The 14,730-nt window shown below is 70.0% G+C and carries 11 protein-coding genes, 2 pseudogenes and 1 riboswitch; of the genes and pseudogenes, 2 read left to right on the top strand and 11 right to left on the bottom strand.

Translation table 11 applies throughout. The features are described 5' to 3' along the window. The first annotated feature begins 381 nt into the window (after nt 1-381). Nucleotides 382-588: a DUF5999 family protein gene (locus ACFV88_RS28320; RefSeq protein WP_385494783.1), complete on the top strand. Its 207-nt coding sequence runs from the start codon at nt 382-384 to the stop codon at nt 586-588. 103 nt (nt 589-691) lie between these two features. On the opposite strand, the gene gcvP is transcribed toward ACFV88_RS28320, so the two are convergent. Further along, nucleotides 692-3,577, bottom strand: coding sequence for an aminomethyl-transferring glycine dehydrogenase (gene gcvP / locus ACFV88_RS28325; RefSeq protein WP_385494769.1), 2,886 nt, complete (start codon nt 3,575-3,577; stop codon nt 692-694). Between the two features lie 169 nt (nt 3,578-3,746). Beyond that, nucleotides 3,747-3,844, bottom strand: a riboswitch (glycine riboswitch). Nucleotides 3,845-3,955: 111 nt separating this feature from the next. Between gcvP and ACFV88_RS28330 the strand changes: the two are divergent. After that, nucleotides 3,956-4,330: pseudogene (locus ACFV88_RS28330) on the top strand (PRC-barrel domain-containing protein); the annotation flags it as partial. On the opposite strand, the pseudogene ACFV88_RS28335 reads toward ACFV88_RS28330, so the two are convergent. The 10 genes and pseudogenes from ACFV88_RS28335 to ACFV88_RS28380 form a co-directional block, all read right to left on the bottom strand. Next, a pseudogene (locus tag ACFV88_RS28335) lies at nt 4,249-5,760 on the bottom strand (DNA polymerase IV). The pseudogenes ACFV88_RS28330 and ACFV88_RS28335 overlap by 82 nt on opposite strands. A gap of 58 nt (nt 5,761-5,818) precedes the next feature. Then, a complete protein-coding gene (locus tag ACFV88_RS28340) occupies nt 5,819-6,454 on the bottom strand; it encodes a MerR family transcriptional regulator (protein WP_385494770.1) in 636 nt (211 codons plus the stop codon). 223 nt (nt 6,455-6,677) lie between these two features. Next, on the bottom strand, nt 6,678-7,151 hold the full coding sequence (locus tag ACFV88_RS28345) for a bifunctional nuclease family protein (protein WP_030794342.1): 474 nt from the start codon (nt 7,149-7,151) through the stop codon (nt 6,678-6,680). 96 nt (nt 7,152-7,247) lie between these two features. After that, nucleotides 7,248-8,006 carry a MerR family transcriptional regulator gene (locus tag ACFV88_RS28350; protein ID WP_385494772.1) on the bottom strand — a complete coding sequence of 253 codons (759 nt, stop codon included), beginning with the start codon at nt 8,004-8,006 and terminating at the stop codon, nt 7,248-7,250. 15 nt (nt 8,007-8,021) lie between these two features. Continuing rightward, entirely contained in the window at nt 8,022-8,828 is an 807-nt protein-coding gene (locus ACFV88_RS28355; RefSeq protein WP_385494784.1) for an FHA domain-containing protein, read from the bottom strand. A gap of 147 nt (nt 8,829-8,975) precedes the next feature. Further along, nucleotides 8,976-9,893 (bottom strand): DUF881 domain-containing protein, encoded by a 918-nt coding sequence (locus tag ACFV88_RS28360; protein ID WP_385494773.1) that lies wholly within the window; start codon nt 9,891-9,893, stop codon nt 8,976-8,978. A gap of 23 nt (nt 9,894-9,916) precedes the next feature. Then, a complete protein-coding gene (locus ACFV88_RS28365) occupies nt 9,917-10,249 on the bottom strand; it encodes a small basic family protein (protein ID WP_073795017.1) in 333 nt (110 codons plus the stop codon). After that, a complete protein-coding gene (locus ACFV88_RS28370; RefSeq protein WP_385494774.1) occupies nt 10,246-11,076 on the bottom strand; it encodes a DUF881 domain-containing protein in 831 nt (276 codons plus the stop codon). Before ACFV88_RS28370 ends, ACFV88_RS28365 begins: the two co-directional genes overlap by 4 nt. A 202-nt stretch (nt 11,077-11,278) precedes the next feature. Beyond that, a complete protein-coding gene (locus ACFV88_RS28375) occupies nt 11,279-13,774 on the bottom strand; it encodes a sugar phosphate nucleotidyltransferase (RefSeq protein WP_385494775.1) in 2,496 nt (831 codons plus the stop codon). Between the two features lie 111 nt (nt 13,775-13,885). Then, nucleotides 13,886-14,494 (bottom strand): CDP-alcohol phosphatidyltransferase family protein, encoded by a 609-nt coding sequence (locus tag ACFV88_RS28380; RefSeq protein ID WP_385494776.1) that lies wholly within the window; start codon nt 14,492-14,494, stop codon nt 13,886-13,888. Nucleotides 14,495-14,730 lie beyond the last annotated feature (236 nt).

Below are 14,730 nucleotides of genomic sequence, written 5' to 3' on the forward strand. Positions count from 1 at the left end.
CGTCGGCGCAGCGGCCTCCCGGCCCCACCCGCCGACCACCCCCTCAGCCGACCGAACGACTGAACGGCAGAACTACCGAACGACAGACGGACGGTCCCGGTGCTCACACAGAGCACCGGGACCGTCCGTTTGTGCTAACAGCCCGAAAGGACTAGCCCTTTTCGACCATTCGTAACCCCCCATTCGGGCAACCCATTTGGGCTGAACCATCCGTGCGGGTGATACGTCTCTAACGAGTAAGAACCTGCTGCCGCGAAATCCCTGCGGAATCACGCCCGTGGGGCAACACTGGGGATCAGACCGACGATACGGGGGGCGGCCATGAGCACCGAGTCCAGCCGCAGGACAGCCTTCACACCGCAGCGAAAGAACGCATCCACCATGTGCCAGCACCAGTCACCGTGCCCGACGGCGGAGTCCGCCGACCGCGAGGCCGCGCTCGCCGTGGCCCACCACCCCGAGCAGGGGTGGAGCCTGCTCTGCAACGGCGTCCTGCTGTTCGAGGACACCGGTGAGCTGCTGCCCAACGGCGAGATCATCGCACCGCACCGCCCGCTCGGGGCGGACGGCGTGATGACGGCGGCGTAGGCCCCCCACCGGACCGGCAGTCTCACCGGTGGGGCCGGCCCGGACACCTCCGGACCGGCCCCGCTTCCCTGTCTGCGGCACGGGCCGTGGGCCCGCGACGGCATCAGTCCTGGTACGCGTCCAGGGGCGGGCAGGAGCAGACGAGGTTCCGGTCACCGTACGCCTGGTCGATCCGGCGGACCGGCGGCCAGTACTTGTCCGCGGCCGACACCCCGGCCGGGAAGACGGCCTCGTCACGGCTGTACGCGTGCTCCCACGCACCGGACAGGGCGCGCGCGGTGTGCGGGGCGTTGCGCAGCGGGTTGTCCTCGGCGGGCCACTGCCCCGAACCGACCTTCTCGATCTCCGCGCGAATGGCGATCATCGCCTCGCAGAACCGGTCCAGTTCGATCAGGTCCTCGCTCTCGGTCGGCTCGATCATCAAGGTGCCCGCCACCGGGAACGACATCGTCGGCGCGTGGAAGCCGTAGTCGATGAGCCGCTTGGCCACGTCGTCGACGGTGACGCCGGTGGCCTTGGTGAGGGGGCGCAGATCGATGATGCACTCGTGCGCGACGAGACCGCCCGGACCGGTGTAGAGCACCGGGAAGTGCGGTTCGAGGCGCTTGGCGACGTAGTTCGCGGACAGCACCGCGACCTGGGTGGCCCGCTTGAGCCCCTCACCGCCCATGAGCCGTACGTACGCCCAGGAGATCGGCAGGATGCCGGCGGAGCCCCACGGCGCCGCCGAGATCGGCCCGACGCCGGTCTCGGGCCCGGCCGCCGGCTGGAGCGGATGGTTCGGCAGGTACGGCGCGAGATGGGCGCGCACGGCCACCGGTCCGACACCCGGACCGCCGCCGCCGTGCGGGATGCAGAACGTCTTGTGCAGGTTGAGGTGCGAGACGTCACCGCCGAAGCGGCCGGGCTTGGCGAGCCCGACGAGGGCGTTGAGGTTGGCGCCGTCCACGTAGACCTGGCCGCCCGCGTCGTGCACCTGCGCGCAGATGTCCGCGACGTGCTCCTCGAACACGCCGTGCGTGGACGGGTAAGTGATCATGAGGACGGCGAGTTGCTCGCGGTGCTGCTCGATCTTGGCCCGGAGGTCGTCGACGTCGACCTCGCCGTCGTCCGCGGTCGACACGACGACGACCTTCATCCCGGCCATGACCGCGCTCGCCGCGTTCGTCCCGTGCGCCGACGACGGGATCAGACAGACCGTGCGCTGCTCGTCACCGTTGGCCCGGTGGTAGCCGCGCACCGCGAGCAGTCCGGCCAACTCGCCCTGGGAACCGGCGTTCGGCTGGAGGGACACCCGGTCGTAGCCGGTGACCTCGGCGAGCCGCTCCTCCAACTCGTGGATCAGCGTGAGGTACCCCTGCGCCTGCTCCGCCGGTGCGAAGGGGTGCAGTTGGCCGAACTCGGGCCAGGTGACCGGCTCCATCTCGGTGGTGGCGTTGAGCTTCATCGTGCAGGAGCCGAGCGGGATCATGCCCCGGTCAAGGGCGTAGTCCCGGTCCGAGAGCCGGCGCAGGTAGCGCAGCATCGCCGTCTCCGAGCGGTACTGCCGGAAGACGGGGTGCGCCAGGTAGTCGTCGGTGCGCAGCAGCGCCCCCGGCAGGGCGTCCACGACGGACGCGTCCAGGGCCTCGACGTCGGCGTCGGCGTCGAAGGCGGTCCAGACGATGCCGAGCTGGGCCCGGGTGGTGGTCTCGTCACAGGCGATGCCCACGTGGTCGGCGTCCACCAGGCGCAGGTTGACGCCGCCCTCCCGGGCCGCGGCGACGATCGCGGCGGCCCGGCCGGGCACCCGCGCGGTGACCGTGTCGAAGAACGCGCCGTGCACGATCTCCGTGCCCGCCGCCCGCAGCCCCTCGGCGAGGATCGTCGCGTAGCGGTGGGTGCGGCGGGCGATCGTCCGCAGCCCTTCCGGACCGTGGTAGACGGCGTACATCCCCGCCATGACCGCGAGCAGCACCTGAGCGGTACAGATGTTGCTGGTCGCCTTCTCCCGCCGGATGTGCTGTTCACGGGTCTGGAGCGCCAGCCGGTAGGCACGGTCCCCGTCGCCGTCCACGGAGACGCCGACGAGACGGCCCGGGAGGCTGCGGGCGAACTTCTCGTGGACGGCCATGTACCCGGCGTGCGGTCCGCCGAAGCCCATCGGCACGCCGAAGCGCTGGGTGGTGCCGACCGCGATGTCCGCGCCGAGCTCACCGGGCGGGGTGAGGAGCGTGAGGGCGAGCAGGTCGGCGGCGACGGTGACGACGGCGCCCAGTGCGTGGGCCTGCACGATGAGGGGCCGCAGCTCGCGGACCGCCCCGGAGGCACCCGGGTACTGGAGCAGGACGCCGGTGACCCCCCGCTCCGCGATCTCGGACGGGATGCCGGAGGACAGATCGGCGACGAGGACCTCGACCCCGGTGGGCTCGGCGCGGGTCCGGATGACGGCCACGGTCTGCGGCAGGGTGTCCGCGTCGACCAGGAAGACGCCGTTCTTGACCTTGCCGACCCGGCGCGACAGTGCCATGGCCTCGGCCGCGGCCGTGCCCTCGTCGAGGAGGGAGGCCCCGGAGGTGGGCAGTCCGGTCAGCTCCGCGACCACGGTCTGGAAGTTGAGCAGCGCCTCCAACCGGCCCTGGGAGATCTCCGGCTGGTACGGGGTGTAGGCGGTGTACCAGGCCGGGTTCTCCATGACGTTGCGGAGGATCACCGGCGGCGTGAAGGTGCCGTAGTAGCCGAGGCCGATCATCGAGCCGAGCACCTCGTTGCGGTCCGCGAGGGAGCGCAGCTCGGCGAGGACCTCGGCCTCGGTGCGCGCCGCGGGCAGGTCCAGGGCCTGGGCGTTCTTGATGACCTCGGGCACCGCGGTCGCCGTCAGCTCGTCCAGCGAGCCGTACCCGACCTGCGCGAGCATCTTGGCGCGGGCTTCCACGTCGGGTCCGACGTGGCGCCGCTCGAACGGGATGCCCTGTTCGAGGTGGGCGAGGGGGGAACGCTTGACTGTCATGCGGGGGCCTCCTGGTCGGTACGACCTGCGAGGGGCACCGCATTGCGGGTGCCCGGACGGCCCTCCCCCTCTGTCATCTCAACCTGAGAGCTTCACCGGGCCTGAGCCCGACTTTCACCGTCGGTGAGGGCGGAGGCCATCGGCCTTCCGCCCTGCTTTCCAGAGTGACCTCACCCGTGCGGTACTGGGGGCCTGAGAGATTCCGGGGAGGATTTGCTCCTTCGGCGCCCCCGGTCGTCAGCCGGGGAGCTCTCCCGCACAGGGTCAACAGCCGTTTCCACCCTACCAGCGGGCCCTCGTACGGGGCTTCGAGTGGCCGCCCGTCGGAATGTGGACTTTCGTAGTGCTTACGGATGAGTTGCGACCACTGGAGGGCACGTGCAGACCGACATCGATCCGCGCAACCTGATCGGCCGCAAGGCGTTCGACCTCCACGGCACGAGGATCGGCACGGTGGACGAGGTCTACCTCGACGACGCCACGGGGGTGCCGGAGTGGGCGGCGATAAGGACGGGGCTCTTCAGCCGTGACGCGTTCGTCCCGCTGGAGCCCAGCGAGCTGGTGGAGGGCACGTTGCGGGTGCCCTTCGAGCGGGCCCTGATCAAGGACGCCCCGGACTTCGGCGTCGGCCGCCACCTCTCGCCCCAGCAGGAGCTGCGCCTCTACCACCACTACGGGCTGAACCTGGCGTCTCCGGGCCCGGCGCCACCGGCGGTACGGGACTTCGGTGAGCTGGCCGGAGCGGGCGACGACCCGAAGCCCCCGGACGACCGCTAGCCACCGGTGGGCCCCGACGGGCCCGCACCGCCGTCCGGCGCGGCCGGGGTGTCGGGAGCGGGGCGGTGCACCAGGGACACCGGGGCGGAGGGTGCGAGGGCGGGGTCGTCCACGGCGAAGGTCCGCACCCGGCCCGGCCCGGAGTAGGGGGTCTCGAAGCGCACCGTCACCCGCCCCACGCCGCTCCCCTGCACCCAGCCCCGCCCGTACTCGGCATGGTGCACGTCATGGCCGGCGGCCCACGGGGCGGGCGGACGGGAGGACGTCGCGTCCGCCCCCTCGGGTTGGGCCGCGGGTTCCTCGGCAGCGGCTCCTTCGGCCTCGGTCCGCGCGCCTGCCGCCTGCGCGAACAGGTCCTCCTGGGTGTAGTCGGCGAGCCCGCTCACGCCCACCCCCAGGAGGCGCACGCCCCCGGTGGTGTCCACGGACTCCAACAGGCGCGCGGCAGCCTCCCGCACCACCGCGGGATCGTCGGTGGGTCCGCGCAGCGTCTCGGAACGGGTCAACGTCGAGAAGTCGTACCTGCGCACCTTGAGGACCACGGTCCGCCCGGAGTGTCCCGAGTCCCGCAGCCGCCGCACGCAGCGATCGGCCAGTCGCTGGACCTCCCACCGCACCCGCGTGCGGTCGTGGATGTCCACGTCGTACGTGTCCTCCACGGACACCGACTTCGTCTCCCGTTCGGCGACGACCGGCCGCTCGTCGTGCGCGAGGGCCATCGCGTACAGCGCCGCCCCGTGCGCCTTGCCCAGCAGCCGCACCAGTTCGTCGGCCCCGGCCTCGGCCAGTTCGCCGACCGTGGTGATCCCCGCGCGCCGCAGCTGGTCCCCGGTGGCGGGCCCGACCCCCGGCAGCACCCGGACGGGCATCGGGGCGAGCAGCGCCCGCTCGGTGCCGACCGGTATCAGCAGCAGGCCGTCGGGCTTCGCCTCCTCCGAGGCGACCTTGGCCAGCATCTTGGAAGCGGCCAGACCCACCGATCCGGTCAGCCCCGTGGTGGCCTCGATGTCGGCGCGCAGCCGCATCCCGACCGTGCGTGCCGACGCCTCGTCCCGGGCCGCCCCGACCGCTTCCAGATCGACGAACGCCTCGTCCAGACTGAGCGGCTCCACCAGCGGTGACAGCTCCCGCAGCAGGCCCATGACGTGGTCGCTGATCTCCCGGTAGAAGGCGAAGCGGGGCACCAGGTACGCGGCGTTCGGCGCGAGCCTCCTGGCCTGTGCCGTGGGCATCGCGGAGCGCACCCCGAAGCGGCGCGCCTCGTAGGACGCGGTGGCGACCACCCCGCGCGGGCCGATGCCGCCCACCACCACCGCCTTGCCCCGGAGGCTGGGCTTGGCGGCCTGCTCCGCCGAGGCGTAGAAGGCGTCCATGTCCAGGTGCAGGATGGTGGGCTGGTTCCTCACACCCCCGATGCTGCCCTACGGCTCTGACAACGCCCTGGTGGGCGGGGGCGCCGGCGCGTCAGACGGCCCGGTTGCGGCGCCGGGCCAGCTCGTCCGCGGGGTGGTTCCCGACCAGGGTCTCCCCCGTGTCCACGCGTTCGCCGTGCAGCTGGGACAGGGCGCTCTCGACGTCCTGCCAGACCACTCCGACGGCGATCCCGAAGATGCCCTGACCGCCTTGGAGGAGTTTGTGGACCTCGTCGGGCGAGCCGCACTCGTAGACGGTCGCGCCGTCGCTCATCAACGTCATGCGCTCCAGGTCACGGAATCCGCGCTCCCGTAGGTGCTGGACGGCGGCCCGGATGTTCTGGAGCGAGACACCGGTGTCGAGGAACCGCTTCACGATCTTGAGGACGACCACGTCCCGGAAGCTGTACAGCCGCTGAGTGCCCGAACCGTAGGCGGGTCGGACACTGGGTTCCACGAGCCCCGTCCGGGCCCAGTAGTCGAGCTGCCGATAGGTGATGCCCGCGGCGGCACACGCCGTCGGTCCGCGGTAGCCGACCTGATGGGGTTGCCGGTCGTCGTCCTCGACGGCCGGAAGCGGACGCCCCGGCACCTGGCCGGTCCGACCGCTGTGGAGCGCGTACGGGCCGCCTTCCCCCGGAATCCGTCCGGGGGCACCCCCAGCCGTACCGTCGCCGCTGCTTCTCACGCCGACCTCCGTCCTTGACCTGCCTTCCCGACGGTAGGCAGTCACTCGGGGTGCGTCAACGATCGCCACACTCGCCACGCCGAGTGATAATCACCCTACGAGTGGTTTCCCGTGTCTGATTGCGGGAAAGGCTAGCCGAATGTGCTGAGAGGGCCGCCCCGGGTACCGGAACGACCCCCCGGATCCGGCCGACCGCCGCCGGCGGGCGACGCACGCGGCCCGGTCACTGGCTGTTGGTGCCGAAGTCCTCGGGCGAGATCTGGTCCAGGAACTCACGGAACTTCTCCACCTCGTCCTCCTGCTCGTCGGGGATGGCGATCCCCGCGTCGTCGAGGACGCCGTCACTGCCGTAGATCGGCGTTCCCGTGCGCAGCGCCAACGCTATGGCGTCGGAGGGACGGGCGCTGACCTCGACACCGCTCGCGAAGACCAGCTCCGCGTAGAAGACGCCCTCGCGGAGGTCCGTGATGCGCACCTCGCTCAGCTCCTGACCCACGGCCTCCAGCACGTCCTTGAACAGGTCGTGGGTCAGCGGCCGTGCGGGCGCCATGCCCTGCTGGGCGAAGGCGATCGCCGTCGCCTCCCCGGGGCCGATCCAGATGGGGAGGTAACGGTCGCCTCCCACTTCACGCAGAAGCACGATCGGTTGGTTGGAGGGCATTTCGACCCGGACACCTACGACGTCGAGCTCGTTCACACAGCAACCCTAGGCCGTGCCCGGCACCTTTGGGTAGTCGGGCACTCCGGCCGGCTGGCCAGCGGGGCGCCCTTGCGCGGCCCGCACCGGGCCCCGTCAGGGCAGTCGCACCCCTAGGGCCGCCTGAACCAAGGCCGAATGCAGCCCCACGGTCAGCTCCGCCAGCTCCCGCGTCCGTGCCTCGGCGTGCGCCCGGGTCTGCGGATTGCGGTGCAGCCGCAAGGGGGCCACGACCTGGTCGACGAGCCCGGCCTCGCGTTCCGCGGACGCCTTCATGGCCCGCAGGTGACGCGGCTCGATGCCGTGCCGGCCCAGTTCGACGACGAGGCCGGCCACGGTGACGGCCGAGGCGTCGTACCCGCCGTCGGGCAACGGAGCGAGCAGCCCGTAGGACTCCCACTCCGCCAGTGCGTCCTCACCGACCTCCACGGCCGCCATCAGCTCCTCACGGCCCACCCGGGCCGCCGTGCGCCCGGATGCGCCCACGGAGCCCGCCCGGCCCGTCAGGGGGTCGCCCTGGGGCTCCCCGGGGCGACCCAGGGAGGGCAGCTGTACGGCCTCCCCCCGTTCCAGGGCGTCCAGGTACTCACGGATCACTCGGAGGGGAAGGTAGTGGTCCCGCTGCAACCGCAGCACCTGGGCGAGTCGCTCCACGTCCTGCGGGCTGAACTTGCGGTAGCCGGACGGCGTGCGCTGGGGCTCGATCAGCCCCTCGGACTCCAGAAAACGGATCTTGGAGATGGTGACCTCGGGAAACTCCTCCCGAAGCGCGTTCAACACGGTGCCGATGCTCATGAGGCGGCTGGCCGCCGCGGCGGTGCCGTTGCCGGCACCGCCGCTCGGTTTGTGCAGCATGGGGCCTTCCCCGGGTCAGACGCCCCGCTGGCTCGCGTAGAAGACCAGCCGGTACTTGCCGATCTGGACCTCGTCGCCGTTGGCGAGCCGGACGTTGTCGACCGGCTCGCGGTTGACGTACGTGCCGTTGAGACTGCCGACGTCCGCAGCGGTGAACGCACCGTCCGGACCGCGGCGGAACTCGACGTGCCGGCGCGACACCGTGACGTCGTCCAGGAAGATGTCGCTCTGCGGATGACGCCCCGCGGTCGTCAGATCACCGTCCAGCAGGAAACGACTGCCGGAGTTGGGACCGCGACGGACCACCAGGAGGGCCGAACCGAAGGGCAGCGCGTCCACCGCGGCCTGCGCCTCGGGCGACAGGGAGGGCGACTGGGTCTGCCCGGTCACCTCCGCGTCGTACGCCTCGAGTCCGGAGATCGAGATCGTCGAGGTCGTCTCCGACGGCCGCTCGGCGCCACCGCGCAGGGGCGCTCCGCAGTTGGAGCAGAAACGGCTCGCCTCCGCGTTGCGGTGACCACACCTCGTACACACCAAGGTCATGGACGGACCCCCTTGCGGTTCCCCGAAACCTATGCGGCCGGGCGCGACAGGGTCAACAGGGGACGCGCCCTGTCCGCCCGGAATGTCACCGCCTGAAGCACCAACCTGATCACGGAACAGCGGGCGTTCGCCGGACTGCTCCTCGGCTCCCCCGTGACGGGGGGCACGGTGTCGTGCCGTGGCGTTGCCACGGTCCTCGCGTGCACTCTTGCCGAACAACTTCGCAAACAACTTCACGGGCGATTCCCCTTGACCGAAACAGACCCGCCCGTGGGGCAGGACGAACCCTGACTACACACACCTGCCGACCCGGACACCTTCACAACGTCCGTACCCACCGGACAGTTTCCACCACGCACCGCTCTTCCGGTGCGCCGACCCCCCGCAACCACCTGCACCCGCCGAGTGACCCCCTCGTTCCCCGGATCACCGGGAGGACGACCGAGCGTAGTCAGGCTGCTTAGCCGGCCGCAAGGCGTCCACGACGATCTCCTCGGCACGCGTCACCGTCACGCTGGCCTGCTCCTTCTCCAGAGTCTGCACCACGCCGCCGGGGATGTGGAGCGCCGGTTCCAGGTCCTGCGGCCTGCCGATCACCTTGAACCGGTACGGCGGACTGATCGCCTTCCCGTCCACGCTCACCCCTTCTCCTTCGCCGCCCGTCAGGTACGTACCGGCCACGATCCGCACGCCGTTGAGCTGGATCGCCTCGGCGCCCGCCGCGCGCAACTCCTGGACGGCGTCCAGCAGCATGCGCGACTCCACCGCCGCGTGCTCGTCGGTGACCACCATGGTGATCCCGGGTCCCTCGGCGCCCACGGTGCCGGCCAGCACGCCCAGTTGCTTCTCCCTCTCGACGGTCTGCTTGCGCGCCGCTTCGGCCTGGTCCGAACTGTTCTCCAGTTCGGTGCGCTGGCCTTCGAGACGCCGCTTCTCATCGTCTAGACGTTCCGTGCGGTCATCCAGTTCATCGAGGATCCGTACCAGATCCTCCTGTCGGGCCCCACGCAGCACACTACTGTCACTGGTGGCCGCGACCTGGACGGCGAGGCCGAAACCGAGCCCCGCGAGCAACAGCGCGACGATCAGCTGCGCCCGGCTGAGGCGCGGCGGCCACAGCCCCTTCACGAGGCGCTGTCTCCCCGTCAGACCCGGTTGCGTGACCCGCTGGCCGTGCGGCCCCTGCGCGTCGGGGTCTCCCTGACCGCCCGCGGCGGGCCCCACGGGCACCTCGGCGGGCAGTTCCCTGCGCAGTTGGTGGGCGGAGGCGTCCTGCTGCCGTCCCCCGACGTCGCTCACGGCCTCGCCGTCACGGCCGGGCGCGCCCCGTCCCTCGGAGTTCATCGGCCCCTCGGAGTTCATCGGCCTCACGCCCGGAACACGTGACGGCGGATCGCGGCGGCGTTGGAGAAGATGCGGATGCCGAGCACGACCACCACACCGGTCGACAACTGCGCACCGACGCCCAACTCGTCACCCAGGAAGACGATCAGGGCCGCGACGACGACGTTCGACAGGAACGACACCACGAACACCTTGTCGTCGAAGATGCCGTCGAGCATGGCCCGCAGCCCTCCGAAGACGGCGTCCAGCGCCGCGACCACGGCGATCGGGAGATACGGTTCGACCACCGCGGGGACTTCGGGCCGGACCAGCAGTCCGGCCACGACTCCCAGGACGAGGCCCAGTACGGCGATCACGATGTGCCCTTCTCTGTTCTCGGCTGTGCGGTGCGGACGATCACGCTCGGAGCCGCGGGCAACCGCAGGTCTTCGTGCGCGGAAATCCCCGTCCTGATCCCGAAGTTCTCCTGGAGAGCGTTCAGGTACAGGCCGTCGGGGCTGTTCTGGAACCGGGTGCTCAACCGCTGACGGTCACCGACCGCGAGCACGGTGTAGGGCGGTACCAGGGGGCGGTTGTCCACCAGGACGGCGTCTCCCGCCGCACGGATCGCGGACAGGGCGGTGAGCCGCTGTCCGTTGATCGACACGGCTTCGGCCCCGGAGTGCCAGAGCCCGTTGACGACCCGCTGGAGATCACGGTCCTTGACGCGGCCCGTGTCGGAGAAGCCGGAGGTACCGCGCGGACCGTCACCGTCCGCGTCGGCCTCCTTCGCGTCGTCCACCGTCAATTTGACCCCGGGGCCGTGCACCGCTGAGGAACCCGCGAGGACACCGACGAGGTCGTCGGAGCCCTCCTCGTGCTTCAGCGCCTCGCGCCTGCGGTCGTGCACGTCGTCCCGGAGGGTGTCGACGCTCTTCTCCAACTCGTCGGCCGCCGCCGTCTCGGCCTCGACCCGGTCGATCAGCTCCTCGCGTTCCTTGGCGATCACGGGAGCCGTCACCCGCGCCTGCGCCGCGCCCACCGTGACGACCAGTCCCGCCAGGACCAGCCCGACCGCCAGGCCGAGCCGCGCGCGCAAGGTCTTCGGCAGCCCGCCGCTCTCCCCCTGGGCCCGCTTGCGCGCCGCGGCCTCCGCATAGCCGTCGTCGAGGCTGTGGTCCATGACGTTCGTCAACAGGGACATGGACGCGTCCGGGCGCCGGGGACGCGAAGTCGTACTCCGAACAGGGGGCGGCTGCGGCATGCCGCACATCGTCGCACGTCGGCGTCCATTCCTCCGAATGGCCCTGACGGACCGCCGGACGGCGCCCGACAGGGGCGCCGTCCGACACTCGAAAGACGTACCCGTCACCCTGCGATGACGGCCCGCGCGGGTGATCGACGGGTCAGTTGCCCGCGCTCTCGACGACCCCCGACCACTCGTCCAGCAGGGCCTGCGCCGAGGCGTCGTCGGGGCCCTCCGCCCATAGATGGGTGACCGCTTCGGCGCGGTCGGGGAGGACGAGCACCCAACGGCCGTCCGCCTCGACCACGCGCACGCCGTCGGTGGTGTCCACGGATCGGTCCCCCGCTTCCTCCACCACCCTGCGCATGACCAGGCCCTTCACGGCCCACGGGGTCGCCACATCGCGCTTGAGCACATGGGCCCGTGGAATCCGTGCGTCGATCTGGCTCAACGTCAGCTGGGTGCGGGCCACCAGGCCGATCAGGCGGACGAAGGCGGCCGTGCCGTCGAAGACGCTGCTGAACTCCGGGACGATGAAGCCGCCGCGCCCGTCGCCGCCGAAGATCGTGGACTCCTCACGGCCCACCCTCGTCAGGTCGTCGGGGGACGTCGTCGTCCAGTCGACCTGGGTGCCGTGGTAGGCCGCGACCTGTTCGGCGATCCGGGTCGTCGTCACCGGCAGGGCCACCCGCCCGCTCCGGCGCTCGGCGGCGACCAGGTCCAGCATGACCAACAGCGCACGGTCGTCCTCGACGATCCGCCCCTTCTCGTCCACCAGCGACAACCGCTCGCCGACCGGGTCGAACCGCACGCCGAACGCCGCCCGGGCCGAAGCCACGATCTCCCCGAGCCGCACCAGGCCGGCCCGCCGGGCGTCCGCCGTCTCGGTGGGCCGCGCCTCGTCCAGACCCGGATTGACCGTCAGCGAGTCGACACCGAGTTTGCCCAGCAGGCTCGGCAGGACCAGGCCGGCGCTGCCGTTCGACGCGTCGACCACCACCTTGAGCCCGGAGTCCGCGATGCCCGTCGTGTCGACGTTCCGCAACAGGGAACCCGTGTACGAGTCGAAGACGCTCGCCGGGAAGTGCAGGTCGCCGATCTCGCCGGGGAACGCCCGACGGTACTCCTGGCGCGCGTACACCCGGTCGAGCTTGCGTTGACTCGCCTGTGAGAGGTCGGCGCCGCGCCCGTCGAAGAACATGATGTCGACCGAGTCGGGCACCCCGGGCGACGTGCGGATCATGATGCCGCCGGCGCTGCCCCGTGCCGTCTGCTGCCGCGCCACGGGCAAGGGCACGTTCTCCAGGTCCCGCACGTCGATCGCACTGGCCTGGAGGGCGGAGATCACCGCGCGCTTCAGGGCCCGGGCGCCCCTGGAGTGGTCGCGGGCGGTGGTGACCGTCGCTCCCTTCTTCAGGGTCGTCGCATAGGCGCCGGCCAGCCTCACGGCCAGCTCCGGGGTGATCTCGACGTTCAGGATGCCGCTAACACCCCGCGCACCGAAGAGGTGGGCCTGACCGCGGGACTCCCAGATGACCGAGGTGTTGACGAAGGCGCCCGCCTCGATCGTCTTGAAGGGATAGACCCGCACATTGCCTTGGACGATCGATTCCTCACCGACGAGACACTCGTCGCCGATGACCGCACCGTCCTCGATGCGGGCGGCCCGCATGATGTCGGTGTTCTTCCCGATGACACAGCCCCGGAGATTGCTGTGCTCCCCGATGTAGACGTTGTCGTGGAGGACCGCCTTGTGGAGGAAGGCACCGCTCTTGACGACGACGTTCGAGCCGACCACCGTGTGCTCGCGGATCTCGGCGTTGGCTTCGACCTTGGCGTAGTCCCCGATGTACAGGGGTCCCCGCAGCACCGCGTCGGGGTGCACTTCGGCTCCCTCGGCCACCCACACCCCGGGCGAGATCTCGAATCCGTCGAGGTCGACGTCGACCTTGCCCTCCAGGACGTCCGCCTGGGCCTTCACATAGCTCTCGTGTGTGCCGACGTCCTCCCAGTAGCCCTCGGCGATGTAGCCGTAGATGGGCTTGCCGTCCTTCATCAGCTGGGGGAAGACGTCACCGGACCAGTCGACGGACACGTCGGCCTGGACGTAGTCGAAGACCTCGGGTTCCATCACGTAGATACCGGTGTTGACGGTGTCGGAGAAGACCTGGCCCCAAGTGGGCTTTTCCAGGAAGCGCTCGACCCTGCCCTCTTCGTCGACGATGGTGATGCCGAACTCCAGAGGGTTCGGTACCCGCGTCAGACACACCGTGACGAGGGCTCCCTTCTCCTTGTGGAAGGAAATCAACTCAGTGAGGTCGAAATCGGTGAGGGCATCACCGGAAATGACCACGAACGCGTCGTCCTTGAGCGCCTCTTCCGCGTTCTTCACGCTGCCCGCGGTTCCGAGTGGCTTCTCCTCGTTGGCATAGGACAACTCCATGCCGAGTTCTTCACCATCACCGAAGTAGTTCTTGACGAGGGAGGCCAGGAACTGGACGGTTACGACTGTCTCGGTGAGCCCATGCCTCTTCAGCAGCCGCAGCACGTGCTCCATGATGGGCCGGTTGGCCACGGGCAGGAGCGGCTTGGGCATGCTTGAGGTCATGGGGCGAAGGCGTGTGCCTTCACCACCGGCCATCACGACGGCCTTCATGTCGGAAGCGTCCTCCTTGAGAGACGACGGTCTAGCCGACTGCGCCCTCAATTGTCCCGCACGGATCCGCTACGGGCCATCAGGCGAGCACCCAGGCACCATCGGCGGGGCTCAGCCGGCCATGGCGTCCGCCCGCACCAAGCGGCGAACCTGCACCATGTACAAGACTCCTGCCCACCAGTACAGGGTTGTACCCCATCCGGCGAACGCCCATCCGAAAATAGCAGCGAGTGACGCGATCCATCCGCTTCCGTCGCTGAGCAGCAACAACGGGAAGGCGTACATCAGGTTGAAGGTGGCGGCCTTGCCGAGGAAGTTCACTTGCGGCGGCGGATATCCGTGCCGTCTGAGGATCCCGACCATCACCAGCAACACGAGTTCACGCGCAAGTAGTACGGCGGTGAGCCAGACGGGGAGGATCTCCCGCCAGGTGAGGCCGACCAGGGTCGACAGGATGTAGAGCCGGTCGGCCGCGGGGTCGAGCAGCCGGCCGAGGCTGCTCACCTGGTTCCAGCGACGCGCGAGCATTCCGTCCAGATAGTCGCTGACACCGCTGAGCGCCAGGACGAGCAGGGCCCACCCGTCGCTCTTGGGGCCCCCGAACTCGGGACGGAGGATCAACCACAGGAAGAGGGGCACGCCCAAGAGACGTGCCATGCTGAGGATGTTGGGGATGGTGAGGACCCGGTCCGTCTGGACACGCGTCTCCTGGACCTCCACCCGGGGGCCTCCTGTGGGAACGAGCCAACGATACGACCTGACCTTACCGTCAAGCGGAGAACCTTCCGTACGGAGGGGTGTACGGCACTCCGGACATCGGTCTGCGAGCCGGTTGCCCCTGTTTTCCCGACCCCGGAACGTAAAAAAGAGCTGTGGGCCCCGGAGGAATAACCCTCCAGAGCCCACAGCTCTCTTATTCAAAATTTGTTCGGCGGCGTCCTACTCTCCCACAGGGT

The organism is Streptomyces sp. NPDC059816 (assembly GCF_042732055.1).
In the GTDB taxonomy this organism is placed as follows: domain Bacteria; phylum Actinomycetota; class Actinomycetes; order Streptomycetales; family Streptomycetaceae; genus Streptomyces.